28 protein-coding genes are annotated in these 21954 nt (G+C 42.3%); 15 read left to right on the forward strand and 13 right to left on the reverse strand.

Going from position 1 to position 21954, the window contains the following annotated elements:
* Positions 1-82 precede the first annotated feature (82 nt).
* From tyrR to MTR11_RS21635, 5 genes are all read left to right on the forward strand, one after another.
* The gene (gene tyrR, locus MTR11_RS21615; RefSeq protein WP_005396927.1) at positions 83-1627 is read left to right on the forward strand and encodes a transcriptional regulator TyrR; all 1545 of its coding nucleotides are present in this window, start codon (positions 83-85) and stop codon (positions 1625-1627) included.
* A 36-nt stretch (positions 1628-1663) separates the two neighbouring features.
* Complete coding sequence (gene rimJ, locus MTR11_RS21620) at positions 1664-2248, forward strand: ribosomal protein S5-alanine N-acetyltransferase (protein WP_243328365.1); 585 nt, start codon at positions 1664-1666, stop codon at positions 2246-2248.
* Position 2249: 1 nt separating this feature from the next.
* The gene (locus MTR11_RS21625; RefSeq protein WP_170903013.1) at positions 2250-2837 is read left to right on the forward strand and encodes an HD domain-containing protein; all 588 of its coding nucleotides are present in this window, start codon (positions 2250-2252) and stop codon (positions 2835-2837) included.
* A 13-nt stretch (positions 2838-2850) separates the two neighbouring features.
* The gene (locus tag MTR11_RS21630; RefSeq protein WP_046876177.1) at positions 2851-3324 is read left to right on the forward strand and encodes a DUF2947 domain-containing protein; all 474 of its coding nucleotides are present in this window, start codon (positions 2851-2853) and stop codon (positions 3322-3324) included.
* Between the two features lie 529 nt (positions 3325-3853).
* Positions 3854-5128 (forward strand): hypothetical protein, encoded by a 1275-nt coding sequence (locus tag MTR11_RS21635; protein WP_243328366.1) that lies wholly within the window; start codon positions 3854-3856, stop codon positions 5126-5128.
* Positions 5129-5419: 291 nt separating this feature from the next.
* On the opposite strand, the gene MTR11_RS21640 is transcribed toward MTR11_RS21635, so the two are convergent.
* From MTR11_RS21640 to MTR11_RS21685, 10 genes are all read right to left on the reverse strand, one after another.
* Positions 5420-6259 (reverse strand): hypothetical protein, encoded by an 840-nt coding sequence (locus tag MTR11_RS21640; RefSeq protein WP_243328367.1) that lies wholly within the window; start codon positions 6257-6259, stop codon positions 5420-5422.
* Positions 6260-6273: 14 nt separating this feature from the next.
* Positions 6274-6957 carry a papain-like cysteine protease family protein gene (locus MTR11_RS21645; protein WP_243328368.1) on the reverse strand — a complete coding sequence of 228 codons (684 nt, stop codon included), beginning with the start codon at positions 6955-6957 and terminating at the stop codon, positions 6274-6276.
* A 319-nt stretch (positions 6958-7276) separates the two neighbouring features.
* The gene (locus MTR11_RS21650; RefSeq protein WP_243328369.1) at positions 7277-8512 is read right to left on the reverse strand and encodes a site-specific integrase; all 1236 of its coding nucleotides are present in this window, start codon (positions 8510-8512) and stop codon (positions 7277-7279) included.
* Positions 8512-8742 carry an excisionase family protein gene (gene xisR, locus MTR11_RS21655; RefSeq protein WP_047104247.1) on the reverse strand — a complete coding sequence of 77 codons (231 nt, stop codon included), beginning with the start codon at positions 8740-8742 and terminating at the stop codon, positions 8512-8514. The genes MTR11_RS21650 and xisR overlap by 1 nt, the downstream gene beginning before the upstream one ends.
* A gap of 124 nt (positions 8743-8866) precedes the next feature.
* A complete protein-coding gene (locus tag MTR11_RS21660) occupies positions 8867-9130 on the reverse strand; it encodes a hypothetical protein (protein ID WP_140087543.1) in 264 nt (87 codons plus the stop codon).
* A gap of 10 nt (positions 9131-9140) precedes the next feature.
* Complete coding sequence (locus tag MTR11_RS21665) at positions 9141-9353, reverse strand: hypothetical protein (protein ID WP_005376930.1); 213 nt, start codon at positions 9351-9353, stop codon at positions 9141-9143.
* A gap of 51 nt (positions 9354-9404) precedes the next feature.
* Positions 9405-10223: a DUF2303 family protein gene (locus tag MTR11_RS21670; protein ID WP_243328370.1), complete on the reverse strand. Its 819-nt coding sequence runs from the start codon at positions 10221-10223 to the stop codon at positions 9405-9407.
* A 40-nt stretch (positions 10224-10263) separates the two neighbouring features.
* A complete protein-coding gene (locus MTR11_RS21675; RefSeq protein WP_172563576.1) occupies positions 10264-10659 on the reverse strand; it encodes a hypothetical protein in 396 nt (131 codons plus the stop codon).
* A gap of 326 nt (positions 10660-10985) precedes the next feature.
* The gene (locus tag MTR11_RS21680) at positions 10986-11195 is read right to left on the reverse strand and encodes a hypothetical protein (RefSeq protein WP_047104239.1); all 210 of its coding nucleotides are present in this window, start codon (positions 11193-11195) and stop codon (positions 10986-10988) included.
* Positions 11196-11204: 9 nt separating this feature from the next.
* Positions 11205-11870, reverse strand: coding sequence for a LexA family protein (locus tag MTR11_RS21685; RefSeq protein WP_243328371.1), 666 nt, complete (start codon positions 11868-11870; stop codon positions 11205-11207).
* Positions 11871-11978: 108 nt separating this feature from the next.
* Here MTR11_RS21685 and MTR11_RS21690 point away from each other — a divergent pair, with 108 nt between their 5' ends.
* The 9 genes from MTR11_RS21690 to MTR11_RS21730 all read left to right on the forward strand — a co-directional run bounded on the left by MTR11_RS21690 (position 11979) and on the right by MTR11_RS21730 (position 16774).
* Positions 11979-12245, forward strand: a complete 267-nt coding sequence (locus tag MTR11_RS21690; protein ID WP_172563578.1) for a helix-turn-helix transcriptional regulator — start codon at positions 11979-11981, stop codon at positions 12243-12245.
* A complete protein-coding gene (locus tag MTR11_RS21695) occupies positions 12235-12687 on the forward strand; it encodes a YmfL family putative regulatory protein (protein WP_243328372.1) in 453 nt (150 codons plus the stop codon). Before MTR11_RS21690 ends, MTR11_RS21695 begins: the two co-directional genes overlap by 11 nt.
* Complete coding sequence (locus tag MTR11_RS21700) at positions 12684-12953, forward strand: hypothetical protein (RefSeq protein ID WP_193293645.1); 270 nt, start codon at positions 12684-12686, stop codon at positions 12951-12953. Before MTR11_RS21695 ends, MTR11_RS21700 begins: the two co-directional genes overlap by 4 nt.
* Before the next feature lie 156 nt (positions 12954-13109).
* On the forward strand, positions 13110-13631 hold the full coding sequence (locus tag MTR11_RS21705) for a DNA methyltransferase (protein WP_140144393.1): 522 nt from the start codon (positions 13110-13112) through the stop codon (positions 13629-13631).
* The gene (locus tag MTR11_RS21710; protein ID WP_243328373.1) at positions 13631-14587 is read left to right on the forward strand and encodes a helix-turn-helix domain-containing protein; all 957 of its coding nucleotides are present in this window, start codon (positions 13631-13633) and stop codon (positions 14585-14587) included. The genes MTR11_RS21705 and MTR11_RS21710 overlap by 1 nt, the downstream gene beginning before the upstream one ends.
* Positions 14588-14597: 10 nt before the next feature.
* Positions 14598-14810, forward strand: a complete 213-nt coding sequence (locus tag MTR11_RS21715) for a hypothetical protein (RefSeq protein ID WP_005376941.1) — start codon at positions 14598-14600, stop codon at positions 14808-14810.
* Complete coding sequence (locus MTR11_RS21720; RefSeq protein ID WP_243328374.1) at positions 14804-15499, forward strand: phage antirepressor KilAC domain-containing protein; 696 nt, start codon at positions 14804-14806, stop codon at positions 15497-15499. Before MTR11_RS21715 ends, MTR11_RS21720 begins: the two co-directional genes overlap by 7 nt.
* Positions 15496-15807: an endonuclease domain-containing protein gene (locus MTR11_RS21725; RefSeq protein ID WP_319941539.1), complete on the forward strand. Its 312-nt coding sequence runs from the start codon at positions 15496-15498 to the stop codon at positions 15805-15807. The genes MTR11_RS21720 and MTR11_RS21725 overlap by 4 nt, the downstream gene beginning before the upstream one ends.
* On the forward strand, positions 15800-16774 hold the full coding sequence (locus MTR11_RS21730; protein WP_243328376.1) for a DUF968 domain-containing protein: 975 nt from the start codon (positions 15800-15802) through the stop codon (positions 16772-16774). The genes MTR11_RS21725 and MTR11_RS21730 overlap by 8 nt, the downstream gene beginning before the upstream one ends.
* A gap of 78 nt (positions 16775-16852) precedes the next feature.
* On the opposite strand, the gene MTR11_RS21735 is transcribed toward MTR11_RS21730, so the two are convergent.
* The 3 genes from MTR11_RS21735 to MTR11_RS21745 all read right to left on the reverse strand — a co-directional run bounded on the left by MTR11_RS21735 (position 16853) and on the right by MTR11_RS21745 (position 20087).
* Positions 16853-18064 (reverse strand): toll/interleukin-1 receptor domain-containing protein, encoded by a 1212-nt coding sequence (locus tag MTR11_RS21735; RefSeq protein WP_243328377.1) that lies wholly within the window; start codon positions 18062-18064, stop codon positions 16853-16855.
* 65 nt (positions 18065-18129) lie between these two features.
* A complete protein-coding gene (locus MTR11_RS21740) occupies positions 18130-18495 on the reverse strand; it encodes a hypothetical protein (protein ID WP_243328378.1) in 366 nt (121 codons plus the stop codon).
* A 710-nt stretch (positions 18496-19205) separates the two neighbouring features.
* Positions 19206-20087: a protein kinase domain-containing protein gene (locus MTR11_RS21745; protein ID WP_243328379.1), complete on the reverse strand. Its 882-nt coding sequence runs from the start codon at positions 20085-20087 to the stop codon at positions 19206-19208.
* Between the two features lie 542 nt (positions 20088-20629).
* Here MTR11_RS21745 and MTR11_RS21750 point away from each other — a divergent pair.
* Positions 20630-21703 (forward strand): hypothetical protein, encoded by a 1074-nt coding sequence (locus MTR11_RS21750; protein WP_243328380.1) that lies wholly within the window; start codon positions 20630-20632, stop codon positions 21701-21703.
* Positions 21704-21954 lie beyond the last annotated feature (251 nt).

A 21954-nucleotide genomic window follows, 5' to 3' on the forward strand; every position in this document is an offset into this window, starting at 1 on the left:
GATAGGATTGCTTGACGCCATTCCAAGCATGATAGAAACTACTGTCAACTTTTCCTGACAGTCGTGAATTGGGATATTTTCAGTGCGTCTTGAAGTCTTATGTGAAGATCGACTCGGCTTGACCCGAGAACTGCTCGATATTTTAGCGTCTAAAAGCATCGACTTGCGTGGTATCGAAATCGATATTAGCGGTATTATCTATTTGAATTGCCCAGATATTGATTTTGATACGTTTAGTGAGCTGATGGCTGAAATCCGCCGTATTCCGGGGGTGAAAGACGTACGTAAAATCCAGTTTATGCCGATGGAGCGCCACAATACGGAGTTGCTCTCGCTAGTTGATAACTTGCCCGATCCGGTTTTTGCCATCGACCTTAAAGGTGCCGTAGACATGGCAAACATGTCTGCACTTTCACTGCTTGGTCTTCACAAGCAAGAAGTAATTGGTACGCAGATTGGAGCTTTGCTGCCAAGTGTTCGTTTTTCTCGCTGGTCTGAAGGTGTGAATGGCAGAACGCGGGAAAACCTTGTGATTGATGGCTTGGACTATGTTCTTGAGTTGATGCCAGTTTATATCCGAGACGAAGCGCAAAACTCGACCTTAGCTAGTACACTGATGACGATTCGCTCTAGTCAGCAAGTCGCAAGAATTGAAGAAGCGCTACCACTGCATAATCCTCTGGGTTTTGAGCACTTTGTTGGTATATCGAACCGTCATAAAGCGCTAATGAACCAAGCTAAGAAGCTGTCTGTGCTTGACCAGCCACTGTTAATTGAGGGCGAAACAGGGACCGGTAAAGAAATGCTTGCTAAAGCTTGCCACAGCCGTTCTAGCCGTGCGAGCAAGCCATTCTTAGTTTTGAGTTGTGCTTCGATGCCTGACGATGTAGCAGAAACCGAACTTTTTGGTCATGCCCCGGGTTCATTTAATCATGAACAAGGTCACAAAGGCATCTTTGAGCAAGCAAATGGCGGGACAGTATTTCTTGATGAAATAGGTGAAATGAGTTCGCATCTTCAAATCAAGCTGTTACGTTTTCTACAAGATGGTAATTTCCGTCGTGTCGGTGCAGAAGATGAGATGCATGTCGATGTTCGTATCATCGCTTCAACAAAACATAACCTTGCCGAACTTTCTGAGGCAGGTATGTTCCGTGAAGATTTGTATTATCGTCTCAACGTACTTACGCTCAGCATTCCTCCGTTACGTAAGCGCTCAAATGACGTTGCGCCATTGCTTGAGTTGTTTGTGGCGAAACATGCTCAACAGCTTGGGATTGATAAGCCAGAGTTTGATGATGGCCTAGTTGATGCCCTTGCAAATTATCAGTGGCCAGGAAACATGCGCCAGCTGGATAACATGGTTCTTCGAGCGCTCACAGAAATGGATGGTGGTATACTAAACGCGGAACACTTCAATTTACCTCAGCCTCAATCAGTCGGCGCTGGTAGTGCAACGCTTAACATCGACGGTTCATTGGATGAGATCATGCGTGACTATGAATCTCAGGTTCTGGAGCGTTTGTATCAGTCATTCCCATCAAGCCGCAAGCTTGCTAAGCGCTTAAATGTATCGCATACCTCAATCGCTAATAAACTGCGTGATTACGGTATCCGCAAGAATTAATCGAATTGAACGAAAAGACGGAATTAATCATTTGTAATGGAAGATAACAGCTCATCTATCGCCGTTCATAAGTTGGACGGTGACTTGCTTCTTCGTACCGCTGAAATCGGTGACGCAGATATGATTGCCGAGTATTTTCAAGCGAACCGAGAATACCTGAAACCGTTTGAGCCGAAACGTGAAGAGGCTTTTTTCTCAGTTAACGGTTGGTTGCAAAAGCTTATCAAGCTCAATGAGCTGCATCGAATGGGGTTGGGGTATTATTGCCTCTTGGTCAGAGCCTCTTCGGGTGAAATGCTAGGTACGATATCCTTTAGTAATTTGAGTCGTTTCCCTTTTTATTCTTGTAACGTCGGATACTCTCTCGCTGAAAAAGCGCAAGGGCATGGTTATATGCGTCGTGGATTAACCCTGGCTTGCGACTACATGTTTAACGTGCAGAAGTTACATCGTATTCAAGCCGGCTACATGCCTCACAACAAACGTAGTGAAGCTGTGCTAGAGCATGTAGGGTTCAACCGAGAAGGGTATGCAAAAGATTACCTTTTGATTAATGGTGAATGGCAAGACCACGTTCTAACGTCACTTATTAATCCGAATTGGCAACCAGAAGGGCGATAGTATGGAGCGATTGGAAAAGCAATTAGCACTTGTAATCGAGCTCGATAAACTCAAAAGTATTTTGCGCCGAACCCGAGTTAAAAGTGCTGAAGGGCGTCTCGAAAATAGTGGTGAGCATAGTTGGCATGTCGCACTGATGGCAATATTGATGGAAGAGCATGCGAATGCACCAGTTGATATTTGCCGAGTGATGAAAATGTTATTGATACATGACGTAGTAGAGATCGACGCGGGCGATACCTTTGTTTATGATACTGCTGCGTCTCAAGAGCAAGCAGAAAAAGAAATTAGAGCCGCAGAGCGCTTGTTTGGTATGTTACCCAGCGATCAGGAGCAAGAGCTATTGGCGCTTTGGCATGAATTTGAAGCCGCGCAGACCGATGATGCTAAGTATGCAAAAGCACTCGATCGGTTAATTCCAATGCTCTTGAACTACCATAATAATGGTCAGAGTTGGAAGGAGCATGGCGTCTCTCGTGAACAAGCACTTACCATTAATAAACGAATTGAATTTGGCTCTGTTACCTTATGGGGCAAAGCGAAAGAGTTGATAGAAGAAGCCACAGAGAAAGGTTGGCTGAAATCGTAATAAAGGAGACTGAATGTCTTATTTGCCTTTGGATGAATACCAAAGAAAATGGATTTTTACGCATCAGTCGATGCCTGTGCCAAAAGAAGATTTGGCTTTTATTAAGCCGATGAGCCAAGCTCGTTCAGCACAATTTTGGAAAGAAAATATTAGTGCTCAAAGCCCTGATATGGATCGACTTAGCTCCCAAGATTGGCCAATGAATGAGGCGAACTGGTCTGAAGTCGTTGATTGGATGGCTGCGTGGGAGTTGGATGATCCGGACATGCCAGCGGAAGTAGAAGCACATATCGATTGGCAAGACGATGTGACCGTTTACTTTTGCTACGAGAAGTACAATGTCATCGAAACTAAATGGTCGATTTTTAAAAAGCATTGGAAGAACTTTCTCTTTTATGATGATGGTCCAATATTGATTGGACGTCGCCGTTCACAAGCGCTTTGGTTTGATTCAAAAGGCAATGTGAAACTCGGTGTTCGTCAATAACGAGTTATACAGCAAGCCACCTTTTCGAGGTGGCTTTGTTTTTCTAAAGGCTGGATAATGGACTCAACACGCCGCCAGCCCCGCGCTCGATAACGTGAGTATAAATCTGGGTGGTATATACACCCACTCTATAAGTGATTGTTTTTACTGGTTGGTATCACGCCCCGACGTAAGTGGGGCGCTGGTGGGACAATTCAGAATTATTCATGGTTATACGGATTAAAGTTCGCGTGTGAAGATTTGAGCATTAATTGTAGTAACTCGTACTCGATTTTATACATCAGCTGGTTAGCCATGACTAGGTCGTACTGTCGAACTACTGGTATCATAACTCACAATTGAACAGAAACGTGTCAGTGACTTTGCTAAATATGCAAAAGATAGATTAACTCAAATCTGTAAAACTCAGGCAGGCAAATAGCAAGACCTATTATTATAGAGTTGATATTACTAACTATAACCTTTGTCTTGTTATTTAGGTGCTGGCCATAGGATAATAAGAATAACTTTTTAATATTAAGCTTCAATAATGTCCCAAATAAAACGCTATTTAGAATCACTTGAATACACTGAAACCGAGAATATGCCTAGTGAACTTGAAGCCCTGCCTTTGAGCTTCACTGAGATTGATTTTGGCGAACTAAAGTTGGAAAGGATACTTTTTCGTCATAAAAATTTTGATTCTAGTGAAGTTATTTCTAAAGTTGCCTCTGAACAGATTATCGCTATTACGTATAGAGTGGGCAAAGGGTTTTCTCAATCTTTTCTGCATCTAGTAAAAGAAGCCGCACCTAACTTAAGTCTAAAAGTCGCTTTCAATTTTATTGACGAGTCAGGGAACAACCCTAATGTCAAATATGGCACTAAGGATATAAATAAATTAATTGGTGCTTTTAGGCCACTCTTTGAAGAGCTCTCTGAGTCCGCTAGTATTGAAGTAATCGTGACGACCGATAACCATATAAAATTACTTCAGTTTGATGACAACCTGATGATTGGTTCAATGAATCTCAGTCAAACTGCAGACGGCTTGACTGAAGATAAATTACTGACAAAATCTGATGGTACTACGCTAAAAGATAACTTTCGTAATCACGAATTAATTTGCCACTTTACTGGCAATGCCCAAGGTGTAGCCGAACAAGTTTTTGAACGGCTTGCCAACACCAAAGATGCAGTAACTCTACATCTAAAGAAATGCGATTATTTTAAACAGCTTTTTATAACTTGTAGCAAACTAAAGCTTCCGCCTTTATCGCCTAACGATACTATTGAAAAACATCTAGCTAAAGAGAAAGAAATAGAGGTAACCATTAGATCTTTGCTTGAAGAGGTAATGTCGGCCTTCTTGGTTGTAGAACTTGATATTGTTTCAATTGATAAACTTGACTACTTTGGTTACGACGATTTAGTAGAGCTGCATTCACTGATAGTTGATTATCCAGTAGAAGAACTTATCGACTTTATACAAGAATACGCGTGCTTTATTTCCTGCGACTTGCATGAAATTCATTTCTTTTGTGAGTATGTTGAAGAACTGTGGCACGGTATCACTAACCAACTTATCGACAGTGAGCTAGATCTAGAACAGTTGAAAGATAACATAATTGAACAACGTTACGACAACGACCTAGATGATGGTGAGGGTGAGCCTGTATTTGGTCCAAAATCACAAGATATATACCATGCGGCGTGCCTTGATTTACATCAAGAGTTAAAAGATAATCTAGCAGAGGTTATCGAATCCATTCCTACAATTGGCGATGAGATAGGTTCCCTAATTTTTGAAAAAAGAATTTATTAATTTAACTAAAATTGAATATTCTTCTAGGTGTTATCACGATTTTAATAGTAGTAGCCTAGTTTAAGATCGGTTTGCCTATTTCCTTTTCAATTATTTATTGTTTATGAACTCTGCAGTACAGAGTTCATAAATGATATTGAGCTAGCCATTGAAAAGTAAGCATACCCTTTACGAGCCATTCGCTTAAGTAATCCAAAATTAGAAGTCCACTATTCGTTCAAATATCGTTCACAACTCATTTTGGGACAATTATATCCTACTTCCAAGGTTTCATTTTCGTTGTGGTAAAGACTAGAAGTTACTCAGGATATTATTACAACGATTCTGTCCTCTGGTGCTAAACCCAACTTCGATGAGAGTGTTTTTTAGGATGGGAGTGGCTTCACTAGCAATCATGAGTTGACTGAAATCGGATAGTGTATTTTTAGCTTTTTCACATGATCCAAACAAAACCTCAGCACTAATCCAGTTGGCATAGGAGTTTGCTATAAGCTGGTGCTTCACATGGTTATTCTCTGATATTGCTAGCTCGATAGCCTCCTGGAATAATTCCCGAGCTGCGGGTATGTTCTGCGTACTGCCCGGAACAAATGTTATGTATGCCATATATCTCATCGATTCCATCTTTTCCCAACTAGTGCGACTTGTTTGAAATGCCAGTCGAGCCATTTTAAGTGCTGCAATATTGTCACCTTGTGACAGCAACTCGTAAGAGAGAGTTAGATAAAATGGAAAACGCCCGATCTCTGGATTATCATCCAATAGGTTTGTTGCTAGACGCACAACAGACATTTTCTCACCATTGATTATTTTACTTTCTATAGCGAGCTGAGCCATTTTTTCTGGATTATCAGCCAATAGAGCTTTCTTCGATAGAGCGGTATTAATTTCTGTAACTCTCCGTATGTAGGACGTAAGAGTACTTGATTTCTTTTCTAGCGACTCACGGGTTTTGATGATCGTGAATTCGTAAAGTTGAAAACATGCGATCATAATCGACATGGTCAATGCGAGTATCCCTCCCCAAAGAGAAATCTTGCTCAATAGATTTTTATTACTATTGTTTACTTGACGCTCTAGCTCTTGAACACGTTGCTCAAGAGTTGAAACCTCTGATGATTTGGTATCCATGTTTCTCTACCCACTTAATCAAGTCGAGAGACCAAAATTGTATCTTTGTATCCTAGGTGATTTACCAACTGCTGATATGTGATCCAGTGAGAGCCATTAGAATCAATTTTACCGCCAGCCCTCAAATAAGGATCAAAGCCAAAAGAAAGGTAAGGCATTGGATCATTGATTTTGAGCCATAGATTGTTCGCCTGCTCTCTATATCCAATGATAAGAGCGACATGCTCACTCATTCCAGGTGGATATACTGCTCCCATTCCACTGGGTGAAATGCCAACAATCACAGGGTTTTTCTGGTTTATATTCTTTTTTATGTCACGAACAGAAATTCGGCCCACAGGTTTTACTGAAAATGCTCTGAAGCTTGATCGATTAAAATTTCTGATAATTTGTTGATAGTTATTTAGGACTCGGGACATATTCATTGTATTGCCAATAGTGGTAATGCAATACCCGCAGCTGACAAAGCAAGGTCCACCCAATGTATTGACGATGCCACATTGGTAACTAACTGTTTGATTAACGGTTGGAACTCTATAATATGTTAGGACCATCTCACTCACTGCAGCCCAACACCAAGCCATGCTTTCTTGATATACAGGTTTTATACGCAGTGGATTAGCGTAAGTTTGATAGGAAAAGAAAGTGAGTGCTGCAAGCAACACGAAGGTAAATGTGTATAGTGGTAAGGATTTCATACAAGTGCCTATGAAGTTTTCATGTTAATGAAAAGTCTTCAAGTCTCGCGAATACCACTTATTGACGTTTAAAGAACGCCTTTCGCTAGTTCTAACTTAAAGCTAAGTGACAGAGAAATGATAGTATACAAACGGACAATTGGAAATATCCTCCGTAGCAGAATAGTTGTCACGTTAAAATATTACTAGACTGGGCGCTAATGTAGAAAATGTATCTCATGGCTTCATACGCTTCGCGTAATTAATAGTTCTAACTAAAACACAATGGAGCAGAACCGATTAAGGACAATCTGTCAGATCAGGTCTGAATTAGTACACCTTATTTATTTGAAGCCATGATCCCATTTAAATACTCGATCTGCTCATGCGAGTGTGACTTCATGAACCTGCCGTAAACTCGTTCCAACATCATTGTGCTCTTGTGCCCCATCTGCTCGGCGATAAAGGACAGGTTTGCCCCTTTGGTGATCAACCAACAAGCGTAGGTATGTCGAGATTGATATGAGCAGCGATGGCGAATGCCCGCTCGTTTAAGCGCGCGTGACCATAGACGATTATATGTTGTCGTTTTATAGGTCTCGCTAGGTGCTTGACCGTTACGACGTTCTGGAATAAATACGAATCGAACGCTTTCCTGGCGATAGGTGTTTGAACCTTTTACTTCCACAAAAATATCTCTCACCGGGCTAAACATAGTTAGCTCTCTTTGAGATTTAAGGGCAAGGAGAGCAGGTTCAAGTAAGTGAATAGTTCGCTCTGACTTCTTATTCTTGGGTGTTGTGAATTTGCGTTCAATCGTAACGTTGCGAGTAACCTCGATTGTCCCTTTATCAAGATCAACATCTTCCCAGGCTAACGCACAAAGTTCACCAGTTCGCATGCCAGTGTAAATGGCTAAGGTGAACATATTCCGCTGCTGTAAGTTTGTCGTTGATTCTATTAGCTGGTGGAATTCTTCCAGTTCTAATGGATCTGGTTCACCAGAGCCACCACTTAGTAACTCAACATGCAGAAATGGGTTGTCATCGATAAATTTTGATTTCACTGCTAAATCAAAACATCGGCGCATCAGTTTGATCATATTATTGATCGTCTTTGCGCTTCGTGGTCTTCCATTGCGAGTAGGGGAGTCGACCATTAACTTTTGGCACTTTAGTGCATCCATAATCGTGATGGTGGAGATAGTACGTTCCTCACCAACAAACAAGCAGCATGCTCTTGCGGTAGTACTCAATACATAGAGTGACTGCGAAGCCATAGTCGTTTTCTTCAATTGAATATAGTCATCAAACAACTCGCGAACGGTCAGGTTCTTACCACGCTGTTCTGGAGTAGCAAAGAGTTGTGCTTTCTTTGATGTTGGAAAGCGAGATAAGTAATCAAATGTGCCTAATGAAATTTCAGAAAGTATAGATGCGCGTAGATGACCTGCTTTTTTGAGGTTGCCTTTGGTGACTTCCCAACCTTTTAGTGTCTCCCGACAACGCATCTCCCGGTAAGTAAAACTAATGCGGATAGACTTACCGCGGATCTCTACACCTTCTGGTGTGTTCATTACGCAACCCTTTCTCTTGCTGAAAACTCATCAATGGCAACACGGTCATATTTAAAACTTTTGCCACCACCACTACTCTTACCGGATGCTTTTTTAAAGTGAACGCCTTCAATCCAACGGAACTGACGATAGTCTTTGATTTCATTGGTAGACATGCCTGTTAAATCAATCAGAAGATCCTCTTTCACCCAACGGCTCGGTTCTAATTGAATCACCGTAAATGTTCTCATCGGTAAACTCCTATATAGTTGAATTGAGAGAAGAGCAGGGCAACCACCTTGCTCTTCTTAATTTGGTGGTTGACGTGTTAATAGCAGCGAAGTAGTGACAGATAATGTAAGTTAATGAGGGCCATTACTTCACTCCACCAGGATATCGATTGAAGTTCAGGTTCTTACGACCACCTTTCGTTACGTCCTGATTACAAAAATAGAAAGCGGAACCTAACACGGGTTCATTTTCCATAATTGCTGCTAGTTCCTGCTCAAACTGCACATCATTCATTCGTTGTTTGACGGCTGAGTCCTTGGGTTGCTCTTTTGGTAAACGCGTACCAGTTGGGCGAAGTTCCATCACACCATCAACCGCTCTGTTGATCTCTTCTTGTGTCATGCTCATCGCGAAATCCTTACATTACTTGTGCTGCATCTCTGGCGAACATGTTTAGAAATTGATTGGTGAGCGAGACATTGGAAGGACATTCTTTGCTGATGCCCCAGCCGTTGCTCTCGTTCTCTGGTTTTATCAGAGTTAAGTTGATCACCTCACATCCTAGCTGGTGACTAAAGTAAGGGGCCGATGTCGTGACCTGCCCGAATTGAGTATCAATGGTTGCCGCCATGGATATTTCCTCGCAAGATACGCCCCCTTTAAAAGAGGGCGTCAATATTAGTTAAGAGCTGAATGAGCCAATGAAGGTATCAATTTCGATCTCACCGTTTTTAAAGCACGCTTGAAGCTTGGTTTGGAACTCTTCGCCCATCTCTTCTTCGTGTTGTTCCAGCTTCTTGATACGAAGGACTAGAGTTTCATTACCTATCGTGCTCATGCGCAGTTCAAAGGTGCGTTCAGCCAAACCTAAGTAAGGCACACACGTGAACTTAAACACCGCAGGCATTGGGAACTCTTCCTTGGTGCGAACCGCAACAGACTCGTATTCAGATTGGTGATGGCTGAAGTCATCTACATTGGATTCACGCCCAGCTTTCGCTTCAAACTTCATATTGCGAATAGCTGCAGACGCAACAGAGTTTTCAATGACCTCCCCAGTAGTAGAGAAGACCTGAACAAACTCACTGTAGTCTTCGACCCACTCAGCCAGTTTCTTTTGTCCAAGGCGTTCTTCGTCAATGTTTAGAAGGGCGTTAAACGCTGCGGTACGGCGTAGAGTCAAGTTTGCTTGGTGTTTGCAGTGCCCAGGGAAGTTATGAGTACCAAGGTCAAAAATAGTTACTGCAGCCATACGTTCCGCATTGATAAAGCACTGATTGCCTTCGGTTTGGTACTCTTCGTGGTAACGCACAAACTCGTCGATATTTGCCGTCTTCATTGTGCCGCGGAAATAATTGCGGTTTGGCATGAACTTCTCCAAGTCATGCAAATCGAAGGATTCAGGTAGGGCGGCAACAGGGAATCCCGCTTTCTCTAACTGTTTTAAAAACTGCGGAGCATTCGCTGATTCTTGGATCTGTTGGATTGCTGATTTATCCATTTATCTATTCTCTCTTTGAGTGAGTTGCTGGTGGAGTGGGTTAGCTGCGTACTTCTCGCAGCATGCCTTCTTCAATAACGGCTTGGCCGTGAATATCTTCTTTTGGTCGGTCGTAGGTAAGTTTGCCGCCTTTGCCTACATACGCGATCGAGGTGTATTGGAAGTCTTCTGACTTGGTACCGAATCCGGCTTTTGGCTCTTTTACCGACATGTTGACGGTGATTTCGACCATCTCGTTGTTGGTGCCCATAGGTTTAAGCTTTAGATCCATCTTCACGTTTCCCTGCTTATCGCTGTAGGACACAGCTCGGGCAACGTTAGATAACGCCAAACCGACGACATTGGAGACAACGCCGCCGTCCAATTCCTGCATCAGTTTTGGGAAGTTAGTAGTGCGGTCCTCAAGACTGAGGTTTCCTGCTTCTTGGTTAGACATGTGATTTCCTCGCTTCAGTAGTTAGTTAACCAACTGGAATGAGAATAATATTACATAATGGAATTTAACGGTCAATTACAAAATGGAATTGTCGTGCGTAATTTACTCTAGGTGTAAAAAAACCGCCAGGATGGCGGTTTAGGAATTTGTCGATTTATATTATTTTAGTGCAGCTAGCTTTGACTTCCGTTTCGCCAACGAACAAACCGTATTTGTTGGATACGAAATGAAGCGCTAGTATTAAAGGTAACCAGGTCAATAAGCAATGCTGGCAACAGTTTCATGTTAAAGTCCTTTTCAACATAGAGGGTTTTATTCGTAGATTTTTAATCTGATTGACGATTACTTCTGCTTGCTTCTAGCAGTTCTTCATGTCGTTGCTTTTCGAGCTTTTCCCTTTCCATTCTAGAAAGCATCATTGACATAACAATCGACATGCCTAGTGCCACGACAAATCCAGCTATACCAAATAGAAACGAGAGGATAGCTACAATTCCAAGCATCACGAATGCGAGAAGAATTTTTACTACGTTCATTACTGCTCCTTAAAAGAGTTTGAGTTTAGCGTCGACCACAACACCGATAATCTTACAGTTGCCATTGATTGGCAGAATCGGAAACGCTGGATTAAGAGCCTTTAAATACTTCTGGCCACTATCGACAATGAATTTTTTGAAAGTAGCTTCGTTTACGTCAGTGAGTTTTGCAACCACCAGCTTACCGTTCTCTGCGTCGACTTCAGTGTCCACCAGCACCATAGTCCCCTCAGGGAAGCTCACTCCTGTTGGTGATGTCATTGAATCACCTTGAACAGTCAACCAGAAGCATCGTTCACTGCAACGCTCTGTTGTAGGGTACCACTCGCTGATTTCTTCTATTGAATAGGGCTCGATGGCTTCGTGCCATTGCCCTGCTTGAACTGAACTAAGGACAGGGAAGGACTTTTGGTAGGTAGGTTGTATATCGAGTTTCGTTACATTGGCAATGCTGTCATCTGGGTAGTCAATAAAACCTTCCGAATCAAGCGTCATATGAGTTAAGCCAACACACTTCATAATGGCAGCAACGTTCTCGATACTTGGCTCTCTGTTTTTGCTGAGCCAATGAGCTATCGCACTCTGAGATACTCCCATCATTTCTGCAAGAGCGTTCTGAGTGATTCCAACTTCTTTCATCCTAGCTTTTACTAGGTCATTCCAATTCATTTTCATAGTTAAAGATTATTACTCATTGTAATAACTAGATGAATATCCATATCGTAATATTTGTTGTTTAAATAAATTCCATAATGTAATATTTATTCTTGTTAAGGGGGCATTATGTCGAATTTAAAAGCTATTCGTGGTGAGCTAGGAGTTACACAACAAGCTCTTGCAAAAAAGGTAGGCGTATCCCAAAGCGCTGTTAATCATTATGAAAATGGGAATAGAACGGTTGATACCGTCCTTGGTTGGCGAATTGTGAACGCTTTGAATTCATTGGGGGCTGATTGCAAGTTCGAAGATGTATTCCCTGATCCGCAAGAAGATTGTGGAACAGAAGGGCAAGAAGTTAAACCACCAATCAAAGGAGCAAATGGTGAATAAGAAAGAGATGGTGAATAAAACCATTGCAGGCGTCACTGGTGGTAAAGAGGCGGTTGCTGCCGTTCTTGGTATGTCGATCGACAGTTTTAACAATCACCTATACGAGAAGAAGGGTTCTCGCTTTTTTAGTGTTGATGAGCTGGTGGAAATGGCTGAGCTAACCAACACCCCATATGTAGCAGAGTACTTTGCTAACCGTGTTAATTGCATGGTGGTAGAGCAGCCTGATGTCGCTGAGCTGGATACCGTGGATATGTTCGATTGCCACTTACACCTTAATGCTGTGAAAGGGCTTTTGGATAAAACCATTGAAGAAGCAAAAGCAGATGGTGTGTTTGATGCTCGCGAACGTGCGCTCATCGCTCAATTGAAAGTGGAATACCACGCGACTTTCGAAGCCTTCATGCTGAAGCTCGATGCGTTGTATGCGGAGGTTGTATGAAGACAGAAATATTTTGGCAAACCGTTTCACAGATGGCAGACATCACCTGCAGCTCGGCAAAGCTAATGGTGGCGCAAGGCCAATCTTCAGAAGCTTACGAACGTGAGCAAATCCAGCTGTTGAAAGCAAAGTGCGAACGTCGATTACGAGTAATAGATGAGGAAGTGGCTTTAAACCGCGGCAACGGTCTAAAGCCGGGTTGTGATGATTCTCGCGAGGAACAATCACAGCTCACTCAGTCACCAGCAAAGATCACGGAGGAGTGATGGAAAGAATAACACTCAATTATTCATTGTGGTACCACCAAAACCAGTTTTACAAGGTGGAGAAGGGGCAGAGCATCATTCTCACCCATGATGAATTAGCAGACTTGTTTGAAGCAAAGCGCATTTACGTAACTGCTGTTTATAAGGGGATACTCCGTGGCTAAAGAACGTATCGAGCGAGATTTCTATCCAACACCTTCTTGGTGTGTGAAAGCCTTATTGGACTGCATCGAGTTTCGCGAGGGTGATGTTATCTCTGAGCCTTGCCGTGGTGATGGCCGTGTAACGAACGAGCTACCAGGTGGACACACTATCAAGTATGCGGAGCTGGCCGAAGGTATTGATTACCTAAACCCTAAAAAAGACATGTCTGCAGATGTGATCATTACTAATCCACCTTTTAGTTTGGCGTTGGAGTTTATCGCAACGGCTATGACCCGCGACCTACGGCATGACGGCACCATGTGCTTCTTGCTTCGCCTCTCTATGTTGGGCAGCAAAGGTCGTGCAGATTTCTGGCGTTCTTTCCCTTGGACAAACCTACTGATCCTAACACCGAGACCATGCTTTGTTCATGGTGGAAGCGATAACTCTGAGTATGCATGGATTTGTTGGGATAGAGGAAACCGTATTAAGCGCCCTGCGTTCTGGACGTTGAAGAAAGAAGAGGTGGAATAATGTCAGTTAAGGTAATGAGCTACGTTTGGGACATTCCGAGTTTTAAAGGTTCTGATAAGTTGGTGATGCTTTGCCTAGCTGACCATGCGGATGATAGCGGCCTTTGTTGGCCGTCTATCGATACCATTGCTCGTAAGTCTGGTGTTTCACCTACCACCGTTAAATCGACACTTAAGAAATTGGAAGCTGCCGGATGGTTATTCAAAAAGAACCAATTCAAAAAGGCGGATACAGGTCGCTTAGTCCGTTCGAATAATCAGTACCAGTTGCCTGTGATGCTTTTGAAGAAGAAAGCAGATGAACAGACAGATTTTGAACAGTCGAATTTCGTCTGTTCAAAAGTCGAACGTTCGAAACTCGAACAGACGAAACAACCAGAGGGGGTAGGTCAAATTCCGACTGGGGGTAGGTCGGAATCCGGCTATAAACCACCAATAGATCCACCAATAGAACCATCAAGTAAAGATCTTGCTCCAAGCGAACCGCTCGAAGCCGAACCAGCACTGTTTGAAATTCCTTTGAACAGGAAAGGGCAGTTTCATGGAGTAACTCAACCAGACATCGACCGCTATTCGGATTTGTTTGGTGCAGTGAATGTTCGTGCTGAGCTGAAAAAAATGATCGCTTGGTGCGATGCCAATCCTCGTAAGCGGAAAACCAAGCAGGGTATTGAGAAGTTTATTCAAGGTTGGCTTGGCAGAGAGCAAGACAAGGGGCGTTATCTACCACCACAGCAAGGTGATTCCTCAGTGGCTACTCAGGACGAAGTAACCGTGATTCAGCGCGAAGTCGCTTTGCTAGAGAGCTCTATCAACTCAGAAAATCAGCGCATGTTGTACTTGATTGATGCTAAGCGACCTCAACATGAAGTGGAACCATCAAAGCGAAAGATCACAGATTTGTCGGCTAAGCGCAGAGAGTTATTGGAGCGTGTTGCGAACCTAGAGGCGGTGTAGGGGGGCGAGAATGGCAAGTAAAAAGGATTTGGTTGATGTAATGAAATCTCGTCGTCGGCTTTGGTCTCCGAGCGAGCTGTGTGATGAATTAGGTATTCACGTTTGTGACTTAGTTAGATTGGTTAAGGCGGCTCGCCGTTCTGGTGTGGATGTCCGGCATGAGAGTAGTGAACTGACGGGGTTCTCGAGTAAATACTGGTTAGCGGAGGGAGTCGAATGTTAAGTATCAGCGCCCAAACAGAGATGACAATGAGTAGTCGAGAGATTGCGGAACTGACAGGTAAGCAACACTCTCACGTTAAACGAGATATTGAACGAATGGTGGCTGAGTTGAACCATCCAAATTTGGAGGGTTCCCAGTTTTGGCATAAAGGTAATCAGTACACTCAATATCACTTGAATCGCGAGCTCACGTTGACGTTGGTTTCTGGTTACAACATCAAGTTACGTCATTCCATTATTAAGCGTTGGGATGAGTTGGAAAGCGCAGGTAAACCATCTATACCGACAACGTATGCTGAAGCATTGCAGCTAGCCGCTAACCAAGCTAAGGAACTGGAAGAAAAGAACCAGGCATTAGCTATCGCAGCGCCAAAAGCAGAGTTTGCGGATGCTATTGCTGGAGCGGATAAAGGCGTGAAGCTTGGTCAGTTTGCTAAAACAGTAGGTCTGGGGCCTGTCACTATTTTCCGTGTACTTCGAGAGTTAAAGATCTTTATGAGCCGTGGTGACTCTTACAACTTGCCGTATCAGGAGTTTGTAGAACGTGGTTACTTTACGGTGAAGCAGGACACTTACGAAACAAACTCCCAAACTCGGATCAGCCACACAGCATTGATTACCGGAAAGGGGGAAATCTGGCTTCGTAAAAAGTTGCTGGAAACAGGTCATTTGAAGGCGGTGGCAGCGTGAGTCAGTTAGAGAAGTTGTTATTGCAACATATAAGAGCATTGAAGTTGGAAGTACCCGTGTCTGAGTATCGATTTCACGAGACACGCAGATGGCGTTTTGACTTTGCCTATCCCGATCAGCAGCTGGCTATCGAAGTAGAAGGTGGGACTTGGAGTAATGGTCGTCATAATCGAGCGAAAGGTTTTGAAGCAGATTGTGAGAAATATAACACGGCAGCATTGAGAGGTTGGACGGTTTTGCGCTTTACCGGAGATATGATTAAAAAGGGGTTAGCAATACAGATGATTGAGGAGGCACTACGTGATTAAGGTAGATATCGATATTGTGCCGACTCTTAACGCTGCAGTGATCGCACTGACACCGAATACTCAATCGTTAAAGTCATTGCTGGTGGACGGTAAGATTGGCTTAGTGTCACCCGCACAGCAATTGGTGCCAGAAGAGAGACAGGCCTTAAAGCCTACGGATTCGAGTCTAGTGGCATTTTTCTCACACGAGGAAGTGCAAAGCAGAATTGGCCCAACGCATCAGTTTGTGGATTCAATCAACGAATGCCAGTTAAAGGACTCGGGTTACTGTGACCACAACTTGAAGACACGGAAAACAGGCGAAGGCGCGGTAAGGTTATGCTGGCATCATGATCTCCAAGGGGACAGTGATCCAAATCTTTACTTTCACATTGCTCGAATGAACAGTGTCATCCACGGCCTGCAAGCAGTGTCTCGCCAGTTACATGGGTACCAAAAGCAGATTACAGATGTAGACCTATGCTGGTGGGCGGTACGAAATGGTGTGTATGATCTGCTTCCTCAATCCGTTATAGATCGTCAGTTCAAACGAGAGGCTACGGCTAAGCGAGTAGGTGTTAAGGGCAGAGTGGACACTGATGCCAGGTACGTTGTCGAAAGTCAGCGTGACCAGCTCAAACGACTAGCAAAGCCAGTTCTAAAACTGGTCATCGATGACGATCCACCAGCGATGTATCTGAGAAAGCCGAAGCCAATTCGATGGGAGAGCGAGAAGTACCTTTCGTTCGTCCGTAAGTTACCCTGTCGCGTATGTGGTAAAACGGCTAGCATAGCCCATCATCTAATAGGCCATGGCGAAGGGAAGATGGGAAGTAAGGCTTCGGATATGTTTACCTTCCCGTTATGTAATGAACACCACCAAGAACTGCACCGCGATATGAACACCTGGGAACACCAACACGGCGATCAGCTCTGGCATGTGAAAGAGACTATTAATCGGGCGTTGGTGGTTGGGGCGTTGGGGTGAGGTGCGGTTTCGAACTGATTTGGCTGCTGGCGCAGCCAAACTATTACTACTGTCTAACAACGGACAAAAGCAGTATGGCTAATTAGGAGTGATGTCATCATACACACCTAGTGAATCAGGCTTATTTATTCTTAGCGTTGATAACAGGCGTAGAAGGTTTTTTTCGTAGTTATCTGCATTGGAAAAGTCGCCTATCACGCGATCATTTAATTCTTGGCCTACGTCCGTATACTTGAACTGTTCGGAGAACACAAAATTATCCGTTGCTAAAGGTAATATTCGACTTGAGCCACCTTCTCTCGCTTCTTTAGCAAGAGCTTGTTCGATTTCATTCAACACACCATTACGCGTTAGAGATTGCTCTGAACATATTAGAATCACGCGATCATATTTGCCTATATTTTGCCTCATCATCTGATGAAGCTTTTGACCAAATTCGGCATCATCTTCGAAAAACCAAGTTTGCACTCCATTTCGATTTAAGTCCGACTTAAGATTCCTAGCGAAGTCAGCATCGGGAGATCCATAACTAATAAATACTTTTTGCATAAGCTTAAACAACATCTCAGGGTCTAATGTTTTAACAGAGTCTATCAAGTAGAGACTAACCAGTTCTGGCATCCCTGTTGATATTAAAAAGTTACTTAATTGAGGTTGTGATAGAGAACGCGCGACAGATTTCCAATCTACATAAGAATTGCTGACCTCGTTCTGCACATTGTTACAAAATGGTTTAAGATCTATGTCTAATAGCTTTGTGTCATAAAGGCTACACTCATAAACCTTACAATAGTCAATCGAGCATGATTCATATGTTACTCCAGTCAAATCACACCGTATAAATTTTGAATCAAAAAGCCAAGTATCCTTGAAGATCGATGCTTCTAGTTCTGACTCAACAAATTCGCTACGATCCAATTTCGCTTCAGTAAAATTGCAGTCAGTTACTCGAGCTTCTTGGAAAATGGTAAAACTGAGGTTCGACTCACTGAAGTCACAGCCAGGTAAGTTTGCGTCAGTAAAATTACAATTGTTTAACTCTGCTTTATGTAATATAGCGTGGCAAAAATTACACCCAGTCAGATTTGAACCATGTAAATCAGCACCGCATAAGTTCAAATTAGAAAAATCAAAATTTGATAAATCTTGGTTTGGCAACGTTAAGCCTTGGAACCAACGCTCACCTTTTTCAATTCTGGCTCGCAATTCTTCCACTGTCTTTGGCGCTCTTTCATTCTGATATATTAGATGGGGGTTATCTATATACTTATAATATTCTTGAGTATCCAATCTCACCTCCCCAGCTCACGATGGCGTGAAAAATGTTGAGCATCACTCTTAAATGCGTTGATACGCTAGTCAAGCTCTGTGGTGTTATCTACTGACACATCTTCATCCGTTAACTCTCCACCACGAGATATTTTCAAATTGAATCTTTTGAAAGATGAGAAGAAGCTCTCAAATGACATATTGACTCTTATCTTTCTTATTGAGTCGTCATTCTCATCCTCCAATAAGATGCTTACCCAAACTGGTTCATCATCACTTTCTACAGCAAGGTCACTGACGAACATTTCGACACCGACCAGATGCTCAGAATCTTCAGCATGTCCTTCAGCTATCAACCATGTGATGAGGCTATCGTTATCTGAATCATCAGCAGCAGCTGTGCCTAGATAGTCATCATATTGGACATGTGCAGTGAATGTTTCTGTATACATTTTAATAGCTCTCTAGTGCATATTCTTAGGTCAATACTGCAAGTTACATTAAATATTAATATTCAACAAAGTACATAGCTCACATTTTTTACTCTTGAGTTTTTAACGGTTATTACAGGTTAATTAGTGATATTGACGTTGGTATGCAAAGGAGACTATTAATCGGAAGCTAGTGGTAGGGGAGATTGGGTAACCAGCATGGAAGTGTTTTTGTGCAAAAATTGAACTAGGATGTTTTATATTATTAGTAGATTATTTTAAATGATATCAAGGACGTTAGTATGGCAAGAAGAAAGCGATACTCATCAACTGACTATAAGGGTATTCGAAATCTAAATAAAGCCTCTGGAGGTAGGGGGGTTCTAGGCCAAAACGAACTGTGAATCAAGACACTAATACTAATGAGCGAGGAGGTGGTACGCTAGCTTTGAGGATTCTATTTGCTCTAGTTTTAGCTTTTATTGTCTCGAGTATATTATCTGACGTTCTAAAGCTATAACCAAACCACATTGTTCGTCGCGTCTAAATCTACATTCTTGTCTGGTCACCGCGATGTGGCCTCTTGGGAACGATAGCACGACGACCTGCTATGGCATCTAAAAGAAACTTTTAATAAAGATCTGGTGGTGGCGCTTGGTAAGCAATGTTGTTCTAGAAGGATTGGCTACTGACGCAGCCAAACGTGTTGGCAAGCTGAAGGTTCATATGTGTTATAAATATTGACTTGGGATTGAGCGCTTAATATCCCGCCACATTTCGATTGCGCTTGAAGTCCGCGCGTTGACGTGACGCCTCAAAGCTCTCGAAAGAGCATAACTATATGGTGAATTTAATGACTCAGCGGTTTGCCGAGGTAAACCTTCTAAAACATCTGCATTAGAAAAGTCTAGCGGCTTCCCTACAAGAACCTGTAAAAGCATTAATGCTACGTGATATATATCCATTGTACGTCCAACTAGACCAAAACTTTGGCTATTTAAAACCTCAGGAGCAAGCATCCACTGAGCGAGCAACGTATTAGGTTGTCTAACAAAACCCTCTAAGTTTGTGATACCAAAGTCTGCAATTTTAAAACTCCAAACAGGTGCTTTATGAGGAGCCATTAAATCGTACTGATTTGATACAAAAATGTTCTCCATATGCAAATCCTTATGTACATATCCATGGCTATGTATGAAGTCTAAGCCGTGCAAAATATCTCTAGCAATATAAGGGAACCATATATTTCCGTTAAAACCATATTGAGAAATCAGTTGCATTAAAGTTATCTCGCACCTTTCAACTATTATGTAGAAAGTATCCCTATATTCAAAGGCTTGATGCATAAATGTGATATTGGGGTGACGTAGGTTTTTTAAATGGTTTAGCTCTTTTTCCCATTCATACCTAACTTGTTCATAAGGCTTGTTATTTGGAGATAACACCTTGGCGACCAATCGGTTATTCCATTCATCGGAGCATTCATAAACAACCCCAAAATTACCATGTCCTAAAACTTGCCCTATAAAGTAATTAGTATCATTACATTTTATAGCTTCCCCTAGCTTTGGTGGAACAAATTGTCTAGGTACTTGTAACTGTCCATTAATCATATATCACTCCGTATTTATAACGCTTACTCGACGAATCTGCTGTCTTTTAATACTAAAATTATGCAGTTTTTTCTTAAGATCTAGTTTTTTATCGGTACATTAGACCAAAGATTTTAGAGTTAGGTTGCGTGATGTAGGTTAATTCTTGATCGTGATTATTACAAATTAGATATTCAAATTTGTGCTTATAGCCCAATCACATTGTTCTTGGCGTTTTGGTCGATATTTGTTTTTAAGTAGTGATATGGATCGTGGTATGTGAAAGAGACGATTAATAGGGCTGTTGGTGTTCGGGGCGGTGGGATCCTAATATCATTCTTTAGATTTAAATTTTCAGGTAAGACCAGTTATTTTTATTTCGTAAGTTTCATTTTTATCAGTAGCATAAGTTTGCTATCGAGTCTTATCACCTAAAACCCTCTGAAAACATCTCAAAAATGACATACGTTGCATACACGGCATCTCTATAGTCGTTTTATTGTACAGCAGCTAGCTGCGTATATGTCTGTAACAATCAAACAACTAAGTCAGAGGGTAAGAGTATGAATAGTAAATTAGGCATCGGAGCATTAAGCCTATTAGCGCTGAGCATTATGGCTTCACCAACCTTTGGGAAAAGCAGTGCCAAAGTCAATGGTGGTACTACGCCGGAAGGTAAGCCTTTTGTATACGTCGGTGAACAAATTGAAGTAATTGAAGCCGTTCAACTTTCTCTACAAGATCAAATAGATGATCTTGTAGAGAAAGTATCCAGCATGGAAGAGCTTTTGGAAGCAACGGAAGACGCTATTGTCTTGTTACAAGCTAGAGATCTCGCTTTACAAGCATTAATCGAATCAAATGCAGGTAACATCACCGATTTACAGGGCGAGATAACGCGCCTTAATACAGAACTTCAGCAACTCTATATCGACATGGCGAATGGTGATTCAACTCTGCAATCACAAATTGATAACCTCCGTTTTCTTATTGGAGCGCTTCAGTTAGCCGTTTCAGACCTAAATAATCTACAAGCACAGATTGATGCATTGGAAACCGAAAACACTAACCTCAGATTAGCAATGGAAGCAGGGGACTTGTCACTTCAATCACAAATTGATTCCAACAACATTTTGATTACTAATCTTGAAAGTCAAATTGACTCAATCGGTCGTCTGGAATCACAACTTGATGCTAACAATTCTTTAATCAATGCATTGATCGGGCAGGTTCATTCGCTATCTATTAGCATAGATCGATACTCAAGTTACATGAATAGAGAGTGCCCAACAGGAGAGTTCTTGCACTCTACGAATGCTGATGGTTCTTACGTATGTGAAGTGGATAGCGGAACTGATGGCATTGCTGGATTTCGCCAACTTAGAGCTACTGCACAGGTAGTTATGAATGGTAACTCACATAGTTCTGTTGTTGCCACATGCCCAACTGGAAGTATCTTGACAGGGGGAGGATATACATCACCAACATATCAAGATGTATTTATACATGAGTCGAGGCCTGTAGCCGATTTGGGGGATCCTACAGTTAACACTAACGGCTGGTATGTTTCTGGATTTAATTACAATGAAACCAATTTTGTAATGTCCGCTACAGCACTTTGCTTAATGCCATTGTAAGTTATGCATACCGCACGATCTCTTTCATTTTGAGTGGCGAGCTTGAGTTGGTAAAGCTTAAGTTCGCCATCGTTGAGTAAGAAAGCTCACCCTCCTTTTGTAGTATCAAACCATCAAGATCTAGATTCAGGTATGAACATCTGGAAATGTCACACGGCGATCAGTGCTGAGAGAACTAATAGGACGTTGGAAATTGGGGCGGTGGAGTGATGGGAATCGAAATATGTCATAAATAGTATTTGCAACATTTT

The sequence above is a fragment of the Vibrio sp. CCB-PB317 genome (assembly GCF_022808245.1).
GTDB classification, from domain to species: Bacteria; Pseudomonadota; Gammaproteobacteria; order Enterobacterales; family Vibrionaceae; genus Vibrio; species Vibrio diabolicus.

Excerpts from the sequence above, each read along its gene's own strand:
- rimJ (WP_243328365.1), top strand. The coding sequence starts at position 1,664 with ATGGAAGATAACAGCTCATCTATCGCCGTTCATAAGTTGGACGGTGAC.
- MTR11_RS21685 (WP_243328371.1), bottom strand. The coding sequence starts at position 11,870 with ATGAAAATGAATTGGAATGACCTAGTAAAAGCTAGGATGAAAGAAGTT.
- MTR11_RS21650 (WP_243328369.1), bottom strand. The coding sequence starts at position 8,512 with ATGAACACACCAGAAGGTGTAGAGATCCGCGGTAAGTCTATCCGCATT.
- MTR11_RS21680 (WP_047104239.1), bottom strand. The coding sequence starts at position 11,195 with ATGAACGTAGTAAAAATTCTTCTCGCATTCGTGATGCTTGGAATTGTA.
- MTR11_RS21630 (WP_046876177.1), top strand. The coding sequence starts at position 2,851 with ATGTCTTATTTGCCTTTGGATGAATACCAAAGAAAATGGATTTTTACG.
- MTR11_RS21720 (WP_243328374.1), top strand. The coding sequence starts at position 14,804 with ATGTTAAGTATCAGCGCCCAAACAGAGATGACAATGAGTAGTCGAGAG.
- MTR11_RS21740 (WP_243328378.1), bottom strand. The coding sequence starts at position 18,495 with ATGTATACAGAAACATTCACTGCACATGTCCAATATGATGACTATCTA.
- MTR11_RS21645 (WP_243328368.1), bottom strand. The coding sequence starts at position 6,957 with ATGAAATCCTTACCACTATACACATTTACCTTCGTGTTGCTTGCAGCA.
- MTR11_RS21665 (WP_005376930.1), bottom strand. The coding sequence starts at position 9,353 with ATGGCGGCAACCATTGATACTCAATTCGGGCAGGTCACGACATCGGCC.
- MTR11_RS21710 (WP_243328373.1), top strand. The coding sequence starts at position 13,631 with ATGTCAGTTAAGGTAATGAGCTACGTTTGGGACATTCCGAGTTTTAAA.
- MTR11_RS21690 (WP_172563578.1), top strand. The coding sequence starts at position 11,979 with ATGTCGAATTTAAAAGCTATTCGTGGTGAGCTAGGAGTTACACAACAA.
- MTR11_RS21695 (WP_243328372.1), top strand. The coding sequence starts at position 12,235 with ATGGTGAATAAGAAAGAGATGGTGAATAAAACCATTGCAGGCGTCACT.
- MTR11_RS21675 (WP_172563576.1), bottom strand. The coding sequence starts at position 10,659 with ATGTCTAACCAAGAAGCAGGAAACCTCAGTCTTGAGGACCGCACTACT.
- xisR (WP_047104247.1), bottom strand. The coding sequence starts at position 8,742 with ATGAGAACATTTACGGTGATTCAATTAGAACCGAGCCGTTGGGTGAAA.
- MTR11_RS21635 (WP_243328366.1), top strand. The coding sequence starts at position 3,854 with ATGTCCCAAATAAAACGCTATTTAGAATCACTTGAATACACTGAAACC.
- MTR11_RS21640 (WP_243328367.1), bottom strand. The coding sequence starts at position 6,259 with ATGGATACCAAATCATCAGAGGTTTCAACTCTTGAGCAACGTGTTCAA.
- MTR11_RS21715 (WP_005376941.1), top strand. The coding sequence starts at position 14,598 with ATGGCAAGTAAAAAGGATTTGGTTGATGTAATGAAATCTCGTCGTCGG.
- MTR11_RS21745 (WP_243328379.1), bottom strand. The coding sequence starts at position 20,087 with ATGATTAATGGACAGTTACAAGTACCTAGACAATTTGTTCCACCAAAG.
- MTR11_RS21700 (WP_193293645.1), top strand. The coding sequence starts at position 12,684 with ATGAAGACAGAAATATTTTGGCAAACCGTTTCACAGATGGCAGACATC.
- MTR11_RS21750 (WP_243328380.1), top strand. The coding sequence starts at position 20,630 with ATGAATAGTAAATTAGGCATCGGAGCATTAAGCCTATTAGCGCTGAGC.
- MTR11_RS21625 (WP_170903013.1), top strand. The coding sequence starts at position 2,250 with ATGGAGCGATTGGAAAAGCAATTAGCACTTGTAATCGAGCTCGATAAA.
- MTR11_RS21670 (WP_243328370.1), bottom strand. The coding sequence starts at position 10,223 with ATGGATAAATCAGCAATCCAACAGATCCAAGAATCAGCGAATGCTCCG.
- MTR11_RS21660 (WP_140087543.1), bottom strand. The coding sequence starts at position 9,130 with ATGAGCATGACACAAGAAGAGATCAACAGAGCGGTTGATGGTGTGATG.